Source organism: Burkholderia sp. AU33545 (assembly GCF_020419685.1).
GTDB lineage: Bacteria > Pseudomonadota > Gammaproteobacteria > Burkholderiales > Burkholderiaceae > Burkholderia > Burkholderia diffusa.
Genome location: NZ_JAIZRQ010000004.1, coordinates 258,342 through 273,617, shown reverse-complemented (window position 1 = coordinate 273,617; position 15,276 = coordinate 258,342). Strand labels below are relative to the sequence as shown.

The 15,276-nt window shown below is 69.0% G+C and carries 13 protein-coding genes; 11 read left to right on the top strand and 2 right to left on the bottom strand.

Translation table 11 applies throughout. The features are described 5' to 3' along the window. The first annotated feature begins 44 nt into the window (after positions 1-44). The 9 genes from LGM71_RS15070 (at position 45) to LGM71_RS15030 (ending at position 11,254) form a co-directional block, all read left to right on the top strand. The gene (locus tag LGM71_RS15070; RefSeq protein ID WP_226115265.1) at positions 45-944 is read left to right on the top strand and encodes an SMP-30/gluconolactonase/LRE family protein; all 900 of its coding nucleotides are present in this window, start codon (positions 45-47) and stop codon (positions 942-944) included. Positions 945-1,115: 171 nt separating this feature from the next. Next, entirely contained in the window at positions 1,116-1,631 is a 516-nt protein-coding gene (locus LGM71_RS15065) for a MarR family winged helix-turn-helix transcriptional regulator (protein WP_059604738.1), read from the top strand. Positions 1,632-1,862: 231 nt separating this feature from the next. Continuing rightward, complete coding sequence (locus tag LGM71_RS15060) at positions 1,863-2,693, top strand: p-hydroxycinnamoyl CoA hydratase/lyase (RefSeq protein WP_226115264.1); 831 nt, start codon at positions 1,863-1,865, stop codon at positions 2,691-2,693. Between the two features lie 47 nt (positions 2,694-2,740). Further along, complete coding sequence (locus tag LGM71_RS15055) at positions 2,741-4,189, top strand: aldehyde dehydrogenase (protein WP_226115263.1); 1,449 nt, start codon at positions 2,741-2,743, stop codon at positions 4,187-4,189. Next, positions 4,186-6,093: a feruloyl-CoA synthase gene (locus LGM71_RS15050; RefSeq protein ID WP_413226881.1), complete on the top strand. Its 1,908-nt coding sequence runs from the start codon at positions 4,186-4,188 to the stop codon at positions 6,091-6,093. The genes LGM71_RS15055 and LGM71_RS15050 overlap by 4 nt, the downstream gene beginning before the upstream one ends. A gap of 142 nt (positions 6,094-6,235) precedes the next feature. Then, positions 6,236-7,441 carry a 3-(3-hydroxy-phenyl)propionate transporter MhpT gene (gene mhpT / locus LGM71_RS15045; RefSeq protein WP_226115261.1) on the top strand — a complete coding sequence of 402 codons (1,206 nt, stop codon included), beginning with the start codon at positions 6,236-6,238 and terminating at the stop codon, positions 7,439-7,441. Positions 7,442-7,507: 66 nt separating this feature from the next. Further along, positions 7,508-8,656: a porin gene (locus LGM71_RS15040; RefSeq protein ID WP_226115260.1), complete on the top strand. Its 1,149-nt coding sequence runs from the start codon at positions 7,508-7,510 to the stop codon at positions 8,654-8,656. Between the two features lie 28 nt (positions 8,657-8,684). Continuing rightward, the gene (locus LGM71_RS15035) at positions 8,685-10,409 is read left to right on the top strand and encodes a tannase/feruloyl esterase family alpha/beta hydrolase (protein WP_226115259.1); all 1,725 of its coding nucleotides are present in this window, start codon (positions 8,685-8,687) and stop codon (positions 10,407-10,409) included. 227 nt (positions 10,410-10,636) lie between these two features. Beyond that, a complete protein-coding gene (locus LGM71_RS15030) occupies positions 10,637-11,254 on the top strand; it encodes a PolC-type DNA polymerase III (RefSeq protein WP_059604755.1) in 618 nt (205 codons plus the stop codon). A 9-nt stretch (positions 11,255-11,263) separates the two neighbouring features. Here LGM71_RS15030 and LGM71_RS15025 read toward each other — a convergent pair whose 3' ends face one another. Further along, positions 11,264-11,740, bottom strand: coding sequence for an Lrp/AsnC family transcriptional regulator (locus tag LGM71_RS15025; RefSeq protein ID WP_226115258.1), 477 nt, complete (start codon positions 11,738-11,740; stop codon positions 11,264-11,266). Between the two features lie 180 nt (positions 11,741-11,920). On the opposite strand from LGM71_RS15025, the gene LGM71_RS15020 reads away from it, so the two are divergent. Both LGM71_RS15020 and LGM71_RS15015 read left to right on the top strand, forming a co-directional pair. After that, the gene (locus LGM71_RS15020; RefSeq protein ID WP_226115257.1) at positions 11,921-13,156 is read left to right on the top strand and encodes a diaminopropionate ammonia-lyase; all 1,236 of its coding nucleotides are present in this window, start codon (positions 11,921-11,923) and stop codon (positions 13,154-13,156) included. A 38-nt stretch (positions 13,157-13,194) separates the two neighbouring features. Further along, positions 13,195-14,370, top strand: a complete 1,176-nt coding sequence (locus LGM71_RS15015) for a M20 aminoacylase family protein (RefSeq protein ID WP_226115530.1) — start codon at positions 13,195-13,197, stop codon at positions 14,368-14,370. A gap of 42 nt (positions 14,371-14,412) precedes the next feature. Here LGM71_RS15015 and LGM71_RS15010 read toward each other — a convergent pair whose 3' ends face one another. Continuing rightward, positions 14,413-15,126: a GntR family transcriptional regulator gene (locus LGM71_RS15010; protein ID WP_151049866.1), complete on the bottom strand. Its 714-nt coding sequence runs from the start codon at positions 15,124-15,126 to the stop codon at positions 14,413-14,415. Positions 15,127-15,276: the final 150 nt, after the last annotated feature.

The following is a 15,276-nucleotide window of genomic DNA, read 5'->3' as shown; positions in this document are numbered from 1 at the left end:
GAACGCGCGGCCGCCCGCGAAGGCGACAGACATCGGGAGACGGCATGCAACAGATTCATCCGGGCGCGGCGGCGCTGCTGGTCGACAGCCGCAATACGCTCGGCGAAGGCGCGACGTGGTGCGACGCGACGCACGCGCTGTACTGGACGGACATCGAAGGCGCGCGGCTGTGGCGCTGCCGCGCGGACGGCTCGGACCTCGCGCAGTGGCCGATGCCTGAACGGCTCGCGTGCTTCGCGCTGACGAACGAGCCGAATGTGCTGCTCGTCGGGCTCGCGACGCATCTTGCGTTCTTCGATCTGCGCAGCGGCGAATTCACGCGGATCGTCGACGTCGAACCCGATCTGCCGACGCGCCTGAACGACGGCCGCTGCGATCCGTTCGGCGCGTTCGTGTTCGGGATGAAGGACGAAGGCGGCGACCCGCCGCGCGCGGTCGGCGGCTTCTACCGGCTCAATCCGGACCTCACGCTCGACCGGCTTGCGTTGCCGGCGGCGGCGATCGCGAACAGCATCGCGTTCTCGCCGGACGGCACGAAGATGACCTTCTGCGATTCGATGGTGCGCGAGATTCGCGTCTGCGATTACGGCGCGGGCGGCGACGTGGCCAATGTGCGGCCGTTCGCGCGACTGACCGATGCGGACGGCGACCCGGACGGCTCGACGATGGATCGCGACGGCGGCCTGTGGAACGCGCAGTGGGGCGGCCGGCGGGTGGTGCGCTACGGGCCGGACGGCGTCGAGACGGACCGCGTTACCGTGCCGACTGCGCAGCCGAGCTGCGTGACGCTCGACGGCGAAGGCCGGCTTTATGTGACGAGCGCCCGTGTCGGGTTGAGCGACGACGCGCTGGCGAGCGATGCGCACGCCGGCGGCGTATTCGTCGCCCGGACGCGCTACATGGGGCTGCCGACGGCGCGATTCGCGGGGGCGCCGCGCGGCTGACCGCGTATCGGATCCCGTTCATGGGATGCGTCTGACGCGGCGCGCCAGGCGATCAGGCGCGCGGTCTGCCGCGCATGCGCGAGCGCACGGTGGCAGTCCGGCTTGCCGGAGCACGCCGTTCGCGCCCCGACGTGCTGGTAAGATGGCCCGCAATTCCATCCCGCCCGCACCATGAGTTCCGCACCGACCAAGCCCGCGAACCCGAAAAACGCCGCGAAGAACGCCGCGAAGAACGCCGCCCGTGCGACGGGCGACAAGCCGAAGGCCCGCGTGCCGCAGCGCCTGACCTACGTGGTCGGCAGTCTCGAACGGCTGCTGCGCCGCCACATGACCGACGCGCTCGCGCCGCTCGGCATCACGCTCGCGCAATACACGGCGCTGTCGGTGCTCGAGGCGCGCGGCGCGTCGTCGAACGCGCAGCTGGCGGAGCGCTCGTTCATCACGCCGCAATCGGCGAACGAGGTCATGAGCGTGATGGCCGCCCGCGGTTTCGTCACGCGCGAAGCCGACCCGTCGCATGGCCGCATCATCCTGCTGACGCTGACCGACGAAGGCGCGGCGATGCTGCGCGAATGCGAAGCCGTGCTGCGTCCGCTCGAGACGCGAATGCTCGGCGACGTCTCCATCGACGACGCGACGCACGTGCAGCGCGCGCTCGAACTGTTCGCACGCAACCTGCGCGGCTGACCCTTTCCCCGAACTTCCACGACACGGGCCCGTGCGGCCCGTGTTCGCTTTCCCGCCTGCTCGCCGGTCGCCTGACCGTTCCCCGATTCCATCGTTGCCGCCGCGTTCCGCTCCGGGTTTACACCGGCGCTCGTGCCGCTTGCAATATCAGGTAGCCTGATATTAAATGAAGCCGTCCGCAGCAGGAATGCTGCGCACCGAATCGCACAGGAACGAACGACAGGAACCGACATGAGCAAGTACGACAACCGCTGGCAGACCGTTGAAGTGAAGGTGGAGGCCGGCATCGCGTGGGTCACGCTGAACCGCCCCGAGAAGCGCAACGCAATGAGCCCGACGCTGAACCGGGAGATGCTGGAAGTCCTCGACGCGGTCGAATTCGACGACGGGGCAAAGGTGCTGGTGCTGACCGGCGCGGGCGCCGCGTGGACGGCCGGCATGGATCTGAAGGAATATTTCCGCGAGATCGACGGCGGCTCCGACGCGCTGCAGGAAAAGGTGCGGCGCGACGCGTCGGAGTGGCAATGGCGCCGCCTGCGGATGTACAACAAGCCGACGATCGCGATGGTGAACGGCTGGTGCTTCGGCGGCGGATTCTCGCCGCTCGTCGCGTGCGACCTTGCGATCGCGGCGGACGAAGCGGTGTTCGGCCTGTCGGAAATCAACTGGGGCATCCCGCCGGGCAACCTCGTCAGCAAGGCGATGGCGGACACGGTCGGGCATCGCCGCGCGCTGCACTACATCATGACCGGCGACACGTTCACCGGTGCGGAGGCCGCTGAAATGGGCCTCGTGAACAGCAGCGTGCCGCTGGCCGGCCTGCGCGACGCGACGATCGCGCTCGCCGCGCGGCTGATGGACAAGAACCCGGTCGTGCTGCGCGCGGCGAAGCACGGCTTCAAGCGTTCGCGCGAACTCACGTGGGAGCAGTGCGAGGATTACCTGTATGCGAAGCTCGACCAGGCGCAGCTGCGCGATCCGGAGCGCGGCCGCGAGCAGGGGCTGAAGCAGTTCCTCGACGACAAGACGATCAAGCCGGGCCTGCAGGCATACAAGCGCTGATACAAGCGCCGACGCAATCGACAGAGACAGGCAAGGCAGGAGACGACATGACCGACAGACGGATGCTGATCGCCGGCGAGTGGTGTACCGCCCGCGACGGCCGAACCTTCGACCGATTCAACCCCGCGACGGGCGCGCTCGCGTCGCGCGCGCCGGCGGCCGGCCTGGCCGACGCCGACGCGGCGATCGATGCCGCGCACCGCGCGTTCCCCGCATGGGCGGCGCTCGCGCCGACCGAGCGGCGCCGCCGGCTGCTGAAGGCGGCCGACCTGATGGACGCGCGCATCGACGCGTTCATCGCGACCGGCGTGGCCGAAACCGGCGCGACACCCGGCTGGCTCGGCTTCAACGTGACGCTCGCGGCGAACATGCTGCGCGAGGCCGCGTCGATGACGACGCAGATCGACGGCGACGTGATCCCGTCCGACGTGCCCGGCAATCTCGCGCTCGCGATGCGCGTGCCGTGCGGCGTCGTGCTCGGCATCGCGCCGTGGAACGCGCCGGTGATCCTCGGCACACGCGCGCTGGCGATGCCGCTCGCGTGCGGCAATACGGTCGTGCTGAAGGCGTCCGAAGCGTGCCCGGGCGTGCACGCGCTGATCGGCGCGGTGCTGGATGACGCCGGGCTCGGCGCGGGTGTGGTCAACGTGATCACGCACGCGGCGGCCGACGCACCCGAACTCGTCGAGCGGCTGATCGCGCATCCGCACGTGAAGCGGATCAACTTCACCGGGTCCACGCACGTCGGGCGCATCATCGCGCGCCATGCGGCCGCGCACCTGAAACCCGTGCTGCTCGAACTCGGCGGCAAGGCGCCGGTGCTCGTGCTCGACGATGCCGATCTCGATGCGGCCGTCGACGCGATCGCGTTCGGCGCGTTCTTCAACCAGGGGCAGATCTGCATGTCGACCGAACGCGTGATCGCCGTGCGGCCGGTCGCCGATGCGCTCGTCGAACGGCTGACCGACAAGGCGCGCACGCTGGTCGCCGGCGATCCGCTGGCGGGCCATGCGCTCGGCACGATGGTCGATGCGGCCGCGGCCGCGCGTGCCGCGTCGCTCGTCGAGGATGCGCGTGCGCACGGCGCGCGCCTGCCGCTCGGCTGCCGGATCGAGGGCGCGACGATGCAGCCCGTGATCGTCGACGGCGTCACGCGCGACATGCGGCTTTATCGCGAGGAATCGTTCGCGCCGGTGGTGGCGATCCTGCGCGCGGACAGCGACGACGAAGCGGTCGCGCTCGCGAACGACAGCGAGTTCGGGCTGTCGGCGAGCGTGTTCAGCCGCGATATCGCACGCGCGATGACGGTCGCGCGCCGGATCGAATCGGGGATCTGCCACGTCAACGGGCCGACCGTGCACGACGAGGCGCAGATGCCGTTCGGCGGCACGAAGGCGAGCGGCTACGGCCGCTTCGGCAGCCGCGCGTCGATCGCCGAATTCACCGAGCTGCGCTGGATCACCGTGCAGACCACACCGCGTCACTACCCGATATGAGCGAGCCGACGATGAATGTTGCGACGCCCGCGAGCGGGCCGGCGAACGACACGGGCGGCGTGCGCTATCGCGCGGCGGCCGTCGCGGTCGGCTCGGCCGAAATTCGTCGCGCGGAGAACGGCACGTGGTACCTGCGCTCGCGCGAAACACTCGGCGACTACCCGACGCGCCTGACCGACTGCCTCGTACGCGGCGCGCACGCGCATCCCGACCGCGTGCTCGCCGCGCGGCGCGGCGCCGACGGCCGCTGGATCGAGATCACTTACGCGCAGATGCTCGAACGCGCCCGCGCGCTCGGCCAGGGCCTCGTCGATCTCGGGCTGTCGGTCGAGCGGCCGCTCGCGGTGCTGTCCGGCAACGATCTCGAGCATCTGCAGCTGATGTTCGCGGCGATGCTGGCCGGCGTGCCCTATGCGCCGATCTCGCCCGCGTATTCGCTGGTGTCGACCGACTACGGCAAGCTGCGTCACACGCTCGGCGTGCTGCGGCCGGGCGCGGTGTTCGTCGCCGAACGCGCGCCGTTTGCGCGTGCCCTCGACGCGACGCTGCCGGCCGATGCGGCGCTGATCGTCGCGAACGATACGGATGCGGAAACCGGCGCGGCCGGCAGCGTCGTGCCGCTGTCGCGCCTGCTCGCGACCGTCCCGCGTACGATCGACGCGATCCATGAAGCGATCGGCCCCGATCATCTCGCGAAGATCCTGTTCACGTCGGGTTCGACGAAGCTGCCGAAGGCGGTGCCGACCACGCACCGGATGCTGTGCAGCAACCAGCAGATGCTGCGCCAGACGATGCCGGAGCTGACGCGCGAACCGCCGGTGCTGGTCGACTGGCTGCCGTGGAATCACACGTTCGGCGGCAGTCACAACCTCGGCATCGCGCTGTACAACGGCGGCACGCTGTACATCGACGACGGCCGCCCGATGCCGGGCCGCTTCGACGAAACCGTGCGCAACCTGCGCGAGATCGCGCCGACGATCTACTTCAACGTGCCGAAGGGCTGGGAAGAGCTGACGGCCGCGCTCGAGCGCGATGCCGTGCTGCGCGACACGTTTTTCTCGCGCGTGAAGCTGTATTTCTTCGGCGGCGCGGGGCTGTCGCAGGCCGCGTGGGACCGGCTCGACCGCGTGACCGACGCGCATTGCGGCGAGCGCATCCGGATCATGGCCGGCCTCGGGATGACGGAGGCGTCGCCGTCGTGCCTGTTCACGACCGGGCCGCTGATGCGCGCCGGCTATATCGGCCTGCCCGCGCCCGGCTGCGACGCGAAGCTCGTGCCGTGCGGCGGCAAGCTCGAACTGCGCTTCAAGGGGCCGAACGTGATGCGCGGCTACTGGCATGCCGACGTCGATCCGCGCGACGTGTTCGACGAAGAGGGTTATTACCGCAGCGGCGACGCGGGGGTCTTCGCCGATCCGGCGCGGCCGGAACTCGGGCTGCTGTTCGACGGCCGGCTGACCGAGGATTTCAAGCTGAGCAGCGGCACGTTCGTCAGCGTCGGGCCGTTGCGGGCGAACGCGGTGTCGAGCGGCGCGCCGTACGTGCAGGACGTGGTCGTCACCGGGATCAATCGCGACGACATCGGGCTGCTTGTGTTTCCGCGCATCGACGCGTGCCGTGCGCTGGCGGGGCTCGCAGCCGATGCATCGGTTTCCGACGTGCTGCGCGCGCCGGCCGTGCGCGCGGCGTTCGCAGCATGGCTCGCCGGGCTGAACCGGCATGCAAGCGGCGGTTCGACGTTCGTCGCGCGCATCCGGCTGATCGACACGCCGCCGTCGCTCGATCTCGGTGAACTGACCGACAAGGGGTCGCTGAACCAGGCGGCCGTGCAGAAGCATCGCGCGGCGACGATCGACGCGCTGTACGACCCGGCGCGACGCGATCCCGACGTGATCTACGCGTAAGCAGAAGCAAACCGAAGCAAGCAGGAACAACGACCTGCCGGCCACGATACCGGCAGGCATTCTTGCGGCCAGTGAATCAGGCTGCCTGATAATGTCGGCCGGTACGGGCCGACCGACTACAAGACATGGGACTGGAGACACGATGAACACTTACGTTGCCGAAAAACCCACGGTCGCGACCACGCTCGCGCTGTGTTTCGCGATCGCACTCCTCGAAGGGCTCGACCTGCAGTCGGTCGGCGTCGCCGCGCCGCGCATGGCGCGCGAATTCGGGCTTTCCGTGTCGGAGATGGGCATCGCGTTCAGCGCGGGCACCTTCGGGCTGCTGCCGGGCGCGATGCTCGGCGGGTGGCTCGCCGACCGGATCGGACGCAAGCGCGTGCTGATCGCGTCGACCGTGCTGTTCGGACTGCTGTCGATCGCCACCGCACAGGTATCGACCTTCGCGATGCTCGTCGTCGTGCGCGTGCTGACCGGCATCGGCCTTGGCGGCGCGATGCCGAACCTGATCGCGTTGTCGTCCGAGGCGGTCGAGCCGCGCTCGCGCAGCAGCGCGGTGGCGACGATGTACTGCGGCATCCCGTTCGGCGGCGTGATCGCGTCGCTGATCGGCGTGCTGCTCGCCGGCGATACCGAATGGCGGCACATCTTCTACGTCGGCGGCGTGGGGCCGCTGCTGCTCGTGCCGCTGCTGGCGTTGTTCCTGCCGGAATCGCGCGCGTATCTCGACGTCGCCGGCACGCCGGCCGCGCGCACCAGCGTCGCGCGCACGCTGTTCGGCGACGGCCGTACGACATCGACGATCGCGCTGTGGGTCAGCTACTTCTGCACGCTGATCGTCCTCTACTTCCTGTTGAACTGGCTGCCGTCGCTGATGGCCTCGCGCGGGCTCGATCGCGCGCACGTCGGCCTCGTGCAGATCGCGTTCAACGTCGGCGCGGGGCTCGGCGCGCTCGGCATCGGCGCGGCGCTCGACCGGATGCGCGCGTCGCGCGTGGTCGGCGGCATGTATGTCGGGATCGTGCTGTCGCTCGCCGCGCTCGCGGCCGCGCCCGGTTTCGCGTCGCTCGCGGCGGCCGCGTTCGCGGCGGGGATGTTCGTGGTCGGCGGGCAGTCGGTGCTGTATGCGCTCGCGGCGATCTATTACCCGACCGCGATGCGCGGCACCGGCGTCGGCGCGGCGGTGGCAGTCGGCCGGCTCGGTTCCGTCGTCGGGCCGCTCGCGGCCGCGACGCTGCTGGCCGCAGGCCGCAGCGCGCCCGTCGTGATCGGCGCGAGCATCCCCGTCACGCTCGTCGCGGCCATCGCCGCGCTGGTGCTGATTCGCCGCCCGCAAGCGAGCGACTGACGTTTCGTTTTTATCCATGCGCGCCGTCAGAGCGCGCAATTCATCAAGGTCTGGAGACGCAACGAAATGAAGACGAAGACAAGGAACGGCCTGCTGGCCGCCGGCGCGTGCTGCGCGCTGGCCGCGCCGGTTGCGCACGCGCAGTCGAGCGTGACGCTGTACGGGATCATCGACACCGGCGTCGAGTTCGTGTCGCACGCGAACGCCGCCGGCGACCACGTCGTGCGCATGCCGGGCGTGACGGGCGAGCTGCCGTCGCGCTGGGGCCTGCGCGGCACCGAGGATCTCGGCGGCGGCTACCAGGCGGTATTCACGCTCGAAAGCGGCTTCAACGTGCGCGGCGGCGATCTCGGGCAGGGCGGCCGGCTGTTCGGGCGGCAGGCGTTCGTCGGGCTGAAGAGCGGCTTCGGCACGCTCGCGTTCGGCCGCCAGTACACGATGACTTATCTCGCGCTGCAGGGCGCGGACATCATCGGCCCCGACATCTACGGGCTCGGCTCGTTCGACGCATACGTGCCGAACGGCCGCGCCGACAACGCGGTGACCTACGTCGGCACGTATCGCGGCGTGACGCTCGGCGCCGCGTATTCGTTCGGCCGCGACGGCGCCGGCACCGGCAACTCGCCGGGGCAGGGCACGTGCGCGGGGCAGGTGCCGGGCGATGCCGTCCAGTGCCGCAACTGGTCGGTGATGCTCAAGTACGACAGCGCGTATTTCGGTGCGGCGGCGTCGTACGAGGAGCAGCGCGGCGGCACCGGCGCGGCCGCGAATTTCTTCGACGGCGTGGCGCCCGTCCCCTTCACCAGCAGCGGCGGCAAGGACGCGCGCACGCACGTGAGCGCCTATGCGCAGGCGGCCGGCGCGCGGATCGGCGCCGGCTGGATCGGGCGGCGCGTGTCGACCGGTTCGCCGGCCGCGCCCGGCGCGCATTCGGACCTGTTCTTCGTCGGTGCGTCGTATGCGATCAAGCCCGACTTCGTCGTCGATGGCGAGGGTTACCGGATCGTCAACAGCGCGCACGACACGCGCGCGACGATGGCCACGCTGCGCGCGACCTATCTGCTGACCAAGCGCACGGCTGTCTACGCGCAATCGTCGTATCTGTGGAACAGCGCGCATGCACGCTACGCGGTCAGCGGCGGCGGGCCCGGCACGACGCCCGGCGCAGGGATGGGGCAGCTCGGCGCGATGGTCGGCGTGCGGCACATGTTCTGATCCGGCAGCCTGACGAACGGGAGCTATCTTGAGCAGAAAATCTGCATTCCTTTGCATTGCACCGCTGTCGGCGGCGGCCATGCTCGCCGGGTGCGGCGGCGACGATTCGGTCAGCGTCACGCCGACGCACCTGAGCGCCGCGACGCCGGCCGCGATGACGCAGACCTGCGACGCGCTTGCCGCGAAGCTGTCGTATGCGAACGCGTCGTTCACGTCGGTGACGACCGCGGCTGCCGGCGCGCTGACGGTGGCCGGCAAGCCGATCGCCGAGCACTGCGTGATCGACGGGAAGATGAACGAGCGCGTGAGCGCGGTCGACGGCAAGACCTATGCGATCGGTTTCGAGATGCGCTTGCCGAAAGCGTGGAACGGCCGCTTCTTCTACCAGGCGAACGGCGGGCTCGACGGCAACGTCGTGACCGCGACCGGCGAGATCGGCGGCGGCGGGCCGCTGACCGATGCGCTGAACATGGGCTTCGCGGTGATCAGCTCGGATTCCGGGCACAGCGCCGCGCAGAACCCGCTGTTCGGCGTCGATCCGCAGGCGCGCATCGACTACGGCTACGGCGCGGTCGACGCGCTTACGCCGATGGCGAAGCAGGTGATTCGGCTTGCATACGGCAAGGCGCCCGACCGCAGCTATTTCGGCGGCTGCTCGAACGGCGGCCGTCATGCGATGGTCACGGCGGTGCGCAACCCGGCCGACTACGACGGCATCATCGCGGGCGACCCGGGCTTCCATCTGCCGAAGGCGGCGATCGGCGAGATGTACGGCGCGCAGCAGTTCGCGAAGATCGCGTCGGCGACCGGCTCGAACGGGCTGCCGGACATCCGTAGCGGCTTCAACGACGCGGAGCGCCGGTTCGTCGGCGCGACGATTCTCGACAAGTGCGATGCGCTCGACGGCGTGGCCGACGGGATGGTGCAGGACGTCGCCGCATGCCAGGCGCATTTCAGCGTCGAGACGGACATCCCGACCTGCGCGAACGGCACGCGTACCGGCACCTGCCTGACGGTCGCGCAGAAGAGCGCGCTCGAGAACGTGTTCGCGGGCGCGCGCAACAGCGCGGGCACGGCGCTCTATGCGAGCTTTCCGTACGATCCGGGCATTGCCGGCGGCGGCTGGGCCGCGTGGAAGCAGTCGAATTCGATCACGCTCGACCCGGCCGCGATGGCGTTCACGTTCATGACGCCGCCGAAAACCGCCGCGACGCTCGCGAACCTCGCCGGCTTCGCGCTCGGCTTCGACATGGACAACGACGCGCCGGCGATCTTCGCGACGAACGGCCCATACACGCAATCCGCGTGGTCGTTCATGACGCCGCCCGACGAGACCAACCTGTCCGCGCTGAAGTCGCGCGGCGCGAAGCTGCTGGTCTATCACGGCACCGGCGACCCGGTGTTCTCGTACAACGACACGAGCGACTGGTACGGGCGGCTCGCGCAGGTGAACGGCGGCGACGCGTCGGACTTCGCGCGCTTCTATCCCGTGCCGGGCATGAACCACTGCTCGGGCGGGCCGGCAGCCGACCAGTTCGACATGCTGACGCCGCTCGTCGCGTGGGTCGAGCAGGGGCAGGCGCCCAAGGCGATCGTCGCCGCGGCGCGCGACACGACGAACGCGGTGCCGAATGCGGACGTGCCGACGTCGTGGGGAACGGGGCGCACGCGTCCGCTGTGTCCGTATCCGCAGGTCGCGCGCCACAACGGGTCGGGCGACGTGAATTCGGCGGCGAGCTTCAGTTGTCGCTGACGTAGCGGGCGTGTGAATGTACCGATGCACGGGTGCATCGGTGCATTCACCGTCGTTTTGCAGGGGAAGTGGCGATCGTGCCGGCCTGAACGGAAGCGGCGATGCGCCGCGCACGACGATGGCGTTTGCCGCCGGACGCCGCATCCGGGGATACTATGGCGCTTTTCCATCGGCGCGACGCGTCCTGATCGACGTTGCCCGCCAGGTATCCTTCCTCTGATTCGACCATGCAAACCGTTGCGGTACTCGACTTCGAAACAACCGGGCTTTCCCCGAACATGGGAGACAGGGCGACCGAGATCGCCGTGATTCTTCTGCGCGACGGCGAGATCGTCGACCGCTACCAGAGCCTGATGAACGCGGGGCGCCGCATTCCGTCCGACGTCGTGGCGCTCACCGGAATCACGAATGAGATGATTGCGTCGGCGCCGCCGGTGTCGAAGGTCATGAAGGAAGCCGCCGCATTCGTCGGAAGCCACCCCGTCGTCGCGCACAACGCCGGCTTCGACAAGCGATTCTGGCAGGCCGAGCTCGGCATGCTCGGCATGGCGGCCGAGCATGCGTTCGCGTGCACGATGCTCGTCGCGCGGCGCATCTACCCGCACGCGCAAAGTCACCGGCTGTCGAGCCTCGCCGACATGCTGCGGCTGCCGAAGGCAGGCCGTGCTCACCGTGCGATGGTCGACGCGGAGATCGCGAGCCATCTGTGGTGCCGGATGCAGCGCGACATCGGCGAGACTTACGGGCTGCGGCAAGTCGATCACGGGCTCATGTCGCGATTGCAGGCGACGAGCAAGGCCAAGGTCGCGACGTTTTTCGGTTCATTGGCCGCCGACCGGCGCTGACGTCGATCGTCACTCGCCGATCTCCACCGGCACCTCGAGCCCGACCTTCACGCGGCTCATGCTCACCAGCGTCTTGAACCGCTTCACGTTGTTGTTCGCGAAGAACAGCTCGCGCGTGAGCGCGTTGTACTGATCCATGTTGCGCACGGCCAGGATCAGCACGAAATCCCATTCCCCGGTCACGTAGTAGCACTGCTGGATCTGCGGGCAGCGCGCGAAGGTCCGCTTCATCGCGTCGAGCTGGTCGATCTGCTCGCTCTCGACCTCGACGTTCACGACGATTGTCAGCGGATGATCGACCTTCTCCGGCGCGACGACGGCCGTATAGCGCTCGATCACGCCGTTTTCCGCGAGCCGCCGCAGGCGGCGGTTCACGGCGGCGGTCGACAGGTTCACGCGGGCGCCGAGTTCGTTCTGCGGCGTGTGCGCGTCGCGCTGGACTTCCATCAGCAGCTTGCGATCGAACGCATCGAGTGGAGTGGGCATGATGGCGTGGCAGCCTCGAAGAATGAGAATTTTTTGCGTCCGGCCAGCCGATTTGGCGATTTTATTGACCGGCATGCGCAATATTATTTTCCGGACCGAAGGCGAGCGCAACCCGCATGCGCCCGCACCGCATCTACCGACGGGCCGCTCGCGCGGCCCCTTCCCGGAGCCGTTCCCGCCATGCTGATCGCCAATCCCCGCGCGTCGCGCACCGACTATCCCGACGCGCTGCGCCGTGTCATGAACATCGCCGCAGCCGACGAGAGCGGCACGTGGCTGTCGCACTGGCCGCTCGTCGGCACGGCGCGCACGCCGTTGCACGCGCTGCCCGACCTGGCCGCGCGGCTCGGCGTCGCGAGCGTCGGAGTGAAGGACGAAGCGTGCCGTTCGCCGCTCGGCAGCTTCAAGGCGCTGGGCGCGCCGATCGCGCTGATGCGGCTCGTGAAGCGGCTGCGGCGCAACGCGGAACTCGATCCGCGCGGGCTCGTCACCGGCCGCTACGCGGCGTCGCTGGCTGACCTCACGGTGATCAGCGCGACCGACGGCAATCACGGCCGCGCGCTGGCCGCCGCCGCGCGCGCGATCGGCTGCCGCTGCGTGATCGTGCTGCATGCGCACGTCGACGCGGAGCGCGAGCACGCGATCGCCGCGCACGGCGCGCGGATCGAGCGGATCGCCGGCAACTACGACGAATCGGTCGTGCATGCCGCGCAGCTCGCGGACGCGAACGGCTGGCACGTGGTGTCGGATACGTCGTACGACGGCTACGAGGCGATTCCGCGCGACGTGATGCAGGGCTACGGCGTGATCGCGGCCGAGGCGCTCGCGCAGCAGCCCGCGGGCGATGACGGCGGGCCGTTCACGCACGTGTTCCTGCAGGGCGGCGTGGGCGGCCTCGCGGCCGGTGTCGCGAGCTATCTGTGGGAGCACACTGGCGCACGGCGGCCGCATTTCATCGTCGTCGAGCCGCGCCAGGCCGATTGCCTGTACCAGAGCGCGCTCGCCGGGCGCGCGTCGAAGGCAACCGGCAGCGTCGACTCGGTGATGGCCGGGCTGGCGTGCGGCGAGGCGTCGCCGCTCGCGTGGGATTTCCTCGAGCCGTGCATCGACCACTTCATGCTGATCGACGACGACGACGCGGTGCAGGCGATGCGCGGGCTTGCCGCCGGCAGCGAACGCGATCTGCCATTCGTGTCCGGCGAGTCGGGCGCCGCAGGCATCGCGGGGCTGACCGTGCTGATGCGCGACCCGGCGCTGGCGCGGCAGACGGGGCTCGACGCGAACGCGCGCGTGCTCGCGATCAACACGGAAGGTGCGACCGCGCCGTCGGTCTACCGGCAGTGCGTCGGCGCCACGGCCGACGCGGTGCTCGCGCGCCAGCGCGACTGGCTGAACCGCGCCACGGCGATGGCCTGAGCGAACCGAACGACTTGACGACCGACGAGGCAAGCATGATGGACGCAACGGAAGAAAGCACGCTGCAAGGGCAGTTGAAAACCTGGCGCCGACATCTGCACCAGCACCCGGAGACGGGTTTCGACGAAGTGAACACGTCGAACTATGTCGCGCGGATCCTGACGGCGCTCGGGCTCGACGTGCATCGCGGGATCGGCGGCACCGGACTCGTCGCGAACCTGACGGCTGGCACCGGCACGCGCGCGATCGGCATCCGCGCGGACATGGACGCGCTGAACATCGCCGAGCACGCGCCGGGTCGCGAGCATGCGTCGCGCACGCCGGGCAAGATGCACGCGTGCGGACACGACGGCCACATGTCGATGGTGCTCGGCGCCGCGCAGCTGCTGGCCGAGCGCAAGGACTTCGACGGCACGGTGCGCTTCATCTTCCAGCCGGCCGAAGAGCATGGCCGCGGTGCGAAGGCGATGATGGCCGACGGCCTGTTCGAGCGCTTTCCGGTCGATGCGATCTTCGGCGCGCACAACATGCCGGGCATGCGCGCCGGCACGTTTTCGACGCGCGCGGGCGGCATCATGGCGAGCGAGGACAATTTCGTGATCCGGATCGACGGGCGCGGCACGCATGCGGCGCGCCCGCACATGGGCATCGATCCGATCGTGATCGGTGCGCAGATCGTGCTCGCGCTGCAGACGATCGTGTCGCGCAATCTCGATCCGGGCCTGCAGGCCGTGATCTCGTGCACGGAGTTCATCACCGACGGGCTGCGCAACGTGCTGCCGTCGACGGTGACGATCAAGGGCGACACGCGCAGCTATTCGCGCGACGTGCAGGCGCTGCTGGAAACGCGGATGCGCGAGATCAGCGAAGGGATCTGCCGCACGCACGGCGCGACCTGTGCGTTCGAGTACACGCACGAGTTCGCGCCGACGGTGAATTCTCCGGAATGGGTCGACACGGCGGTGCAGGCCGCCGCGCAGGTCGCGGGCGCCGACGCGGTGGACGCCGACGTGCAGCCGATGATGATCTCGGAAGACTTCGGCGCGTTCCTGCAGGCGGTGCCGGGCAACTTCGTGTTCATCGGCAACGGCGATGCGGCCGGGTGCGGCGGCGTGCCGCTGCACAACGCGACGTACGATTTCAACGACGAGATCCTGCCGGTCGGTGCGCGCTATTTCGCGGAAGTGGCGCGGCGCGCGTTGAAGGCGGTGTAACGGGCGTCAGGCCGCCGGAGCAGGGCGGCTGTCACGAAGCGGTTACGCTTCGGCCGCCCGCTTGCCCGGCGCGTCGGACGTGCTCGTGCGATCGAGGATCGCCAGCACTTCGCGCGCGGTGTTTTCCGAATGGCTGCGCAGCACCTGCGGCAGCTGCGTGTGGTCGGGATCGGCGAGCGCGGCCATGATGGCTTCGTGCTCGTGCAGCGATTCGGCCCAGCGCAGCGTGTCCGCGTTCGCGGCGCCGCGTGCGCGGTGCACCTTCGACATCAGCGACGCATAGATGCCCGACATCACCGGGTTGCCCGCCGCGTCGACGATCATCTGATGAATCTGCTGGTTCAGCCGGAAATATTCGACGCGCTTGCCGGCCTCGTGGCACTCCACCATCCGCCGGTGCTTCGCCTGCAACGCGGTGAGCGTCGACGCGGCGATGCGCTTGCGCAGCAACTCTCCCGCCATCGCCTCGAGCCCGTGCAGCAGCTCGAACGTCGACACGAGATCGTCGACGTCGATCGGTGCGACGCGATAGCCGATGTACTGGCGATGCGTGACGGCGCCTTCCGCGACGAGGACCTTCAGCGCTTCGCGCAGCGGTGTCTTCGACACGTCGAACGCGAGGCTCAGTTCCTTTTCGTCGATCCGCGCGCCGGGCGGCAATTCGCCTTCGTCGATCATCACGCGCAGGCGCGCGGCGATCTCCGCGGCCATGCCGCGGGTGCGCAGAAGCAGGGGATTGCGGGGTGTCTGGCTCATGATGGGGCAAGCTTATCACGATATCGGGGCTTACCCCGCACCATCTTAGTGATACAACAAATTCAATGAAACCAAGTGTTTACGCTAACGGTAATTATAAATTTCTAATCCTATACTCGGCTCCACGTTGCGCGACGTCCTGACCATCCT

What these genes read in the sequence shown, in the direction of transcription:
- LGM71_RS15070 (WP_226115265.1), top strand. Translation starts at nt 45, where the DNA reads ATGCAACAGATTCATCCGGGCGCGGCGGCGCTGCTGGTCGACAGCCGC.
- LGM71_RS15065 (WP_059604738.1), top strand. Translation starts at nt 1,116, where the DNA reads ATGAGTTCCGCACCGACCAAGCCCGCGAACCCGAAAAACGCCGCGAAG.
- LGM71_RS15060 (WP_226115264.1), top strand. Translation starts at nt 1,863, where the DNA reads ATGAGCAAGTACGACAACCGCTGGCAGACCGTTGAAGTGAAGGTGGAG.
- LGM71_RS15055 (WP_226115263.1), top strand. Translation starts at nt 2,741, where the DNA reads ATGACCGACAGACGGATGCTGATCGCCGGCGAGTGGTGTACCGCCCGC.
- LGM71_RS15050 (WP_413226881.1), top strand. Translation starts at nt 4,186, where the DNA reads ATGAGCGAGCCGACGATGAATGTTGCGACGCCCGCGAGCGGGCCGGCG.
- mhpT (WP_226115261.1), top strand. Translation starts at nt 6,236, where the DNA reads ATGAACACTTACGTTGCCGAAAAACCCACGGTCGCGACCACGCTCGCG.
- LGM71_RS15040 (WP_226115260.1), top strand. Translation starts at nt 7,508, where the DNA reads ATGAAGACGAAGACAAGGAACGGCCTGCTGGCCGCCGGCGCGTGCTGC.
- LGM71_RS15030 (WP_059604755.1), top strand. Translation starts at nt 10,637, where the DNA reads ATGCAAACCGTTGCGGTACTCGACTTCGAAACAACCGGGCTTTCCCCG.
- LGM71_RS15025 (WP_226115258.1), bottom strand. Translation starts at nt 11,740, where the DNA reads ATGCCCACTCCACTCGATGCGTTCGATCGCAAGCTGCTGATGGAAGTC.
- LGM71_RS15020 (WP_226115257.1), top strand. Translation starts at nt 11,921, where the DNA reads ATGCTGATCGCCAATCCCCGCGCGTCGCGCACCGACTATCCCGACGCG.
- LGM71_RS15015 (WP_226115530.1), top strand. Translation starts at nt 13,195, where the DNA reads ATGGACGCAACGGAAGAAAGCACGCTGCAAGGGCAGTTGAAAACCTGG.
- LGM71_RS15010 (WP_151049866.1), bottom strand. Translation starts at nt 15,126, where the DNA reads ATGAGCCAGACACCCCGCAATCCCCTGCTTCTGCGCACCCGCGGCATG.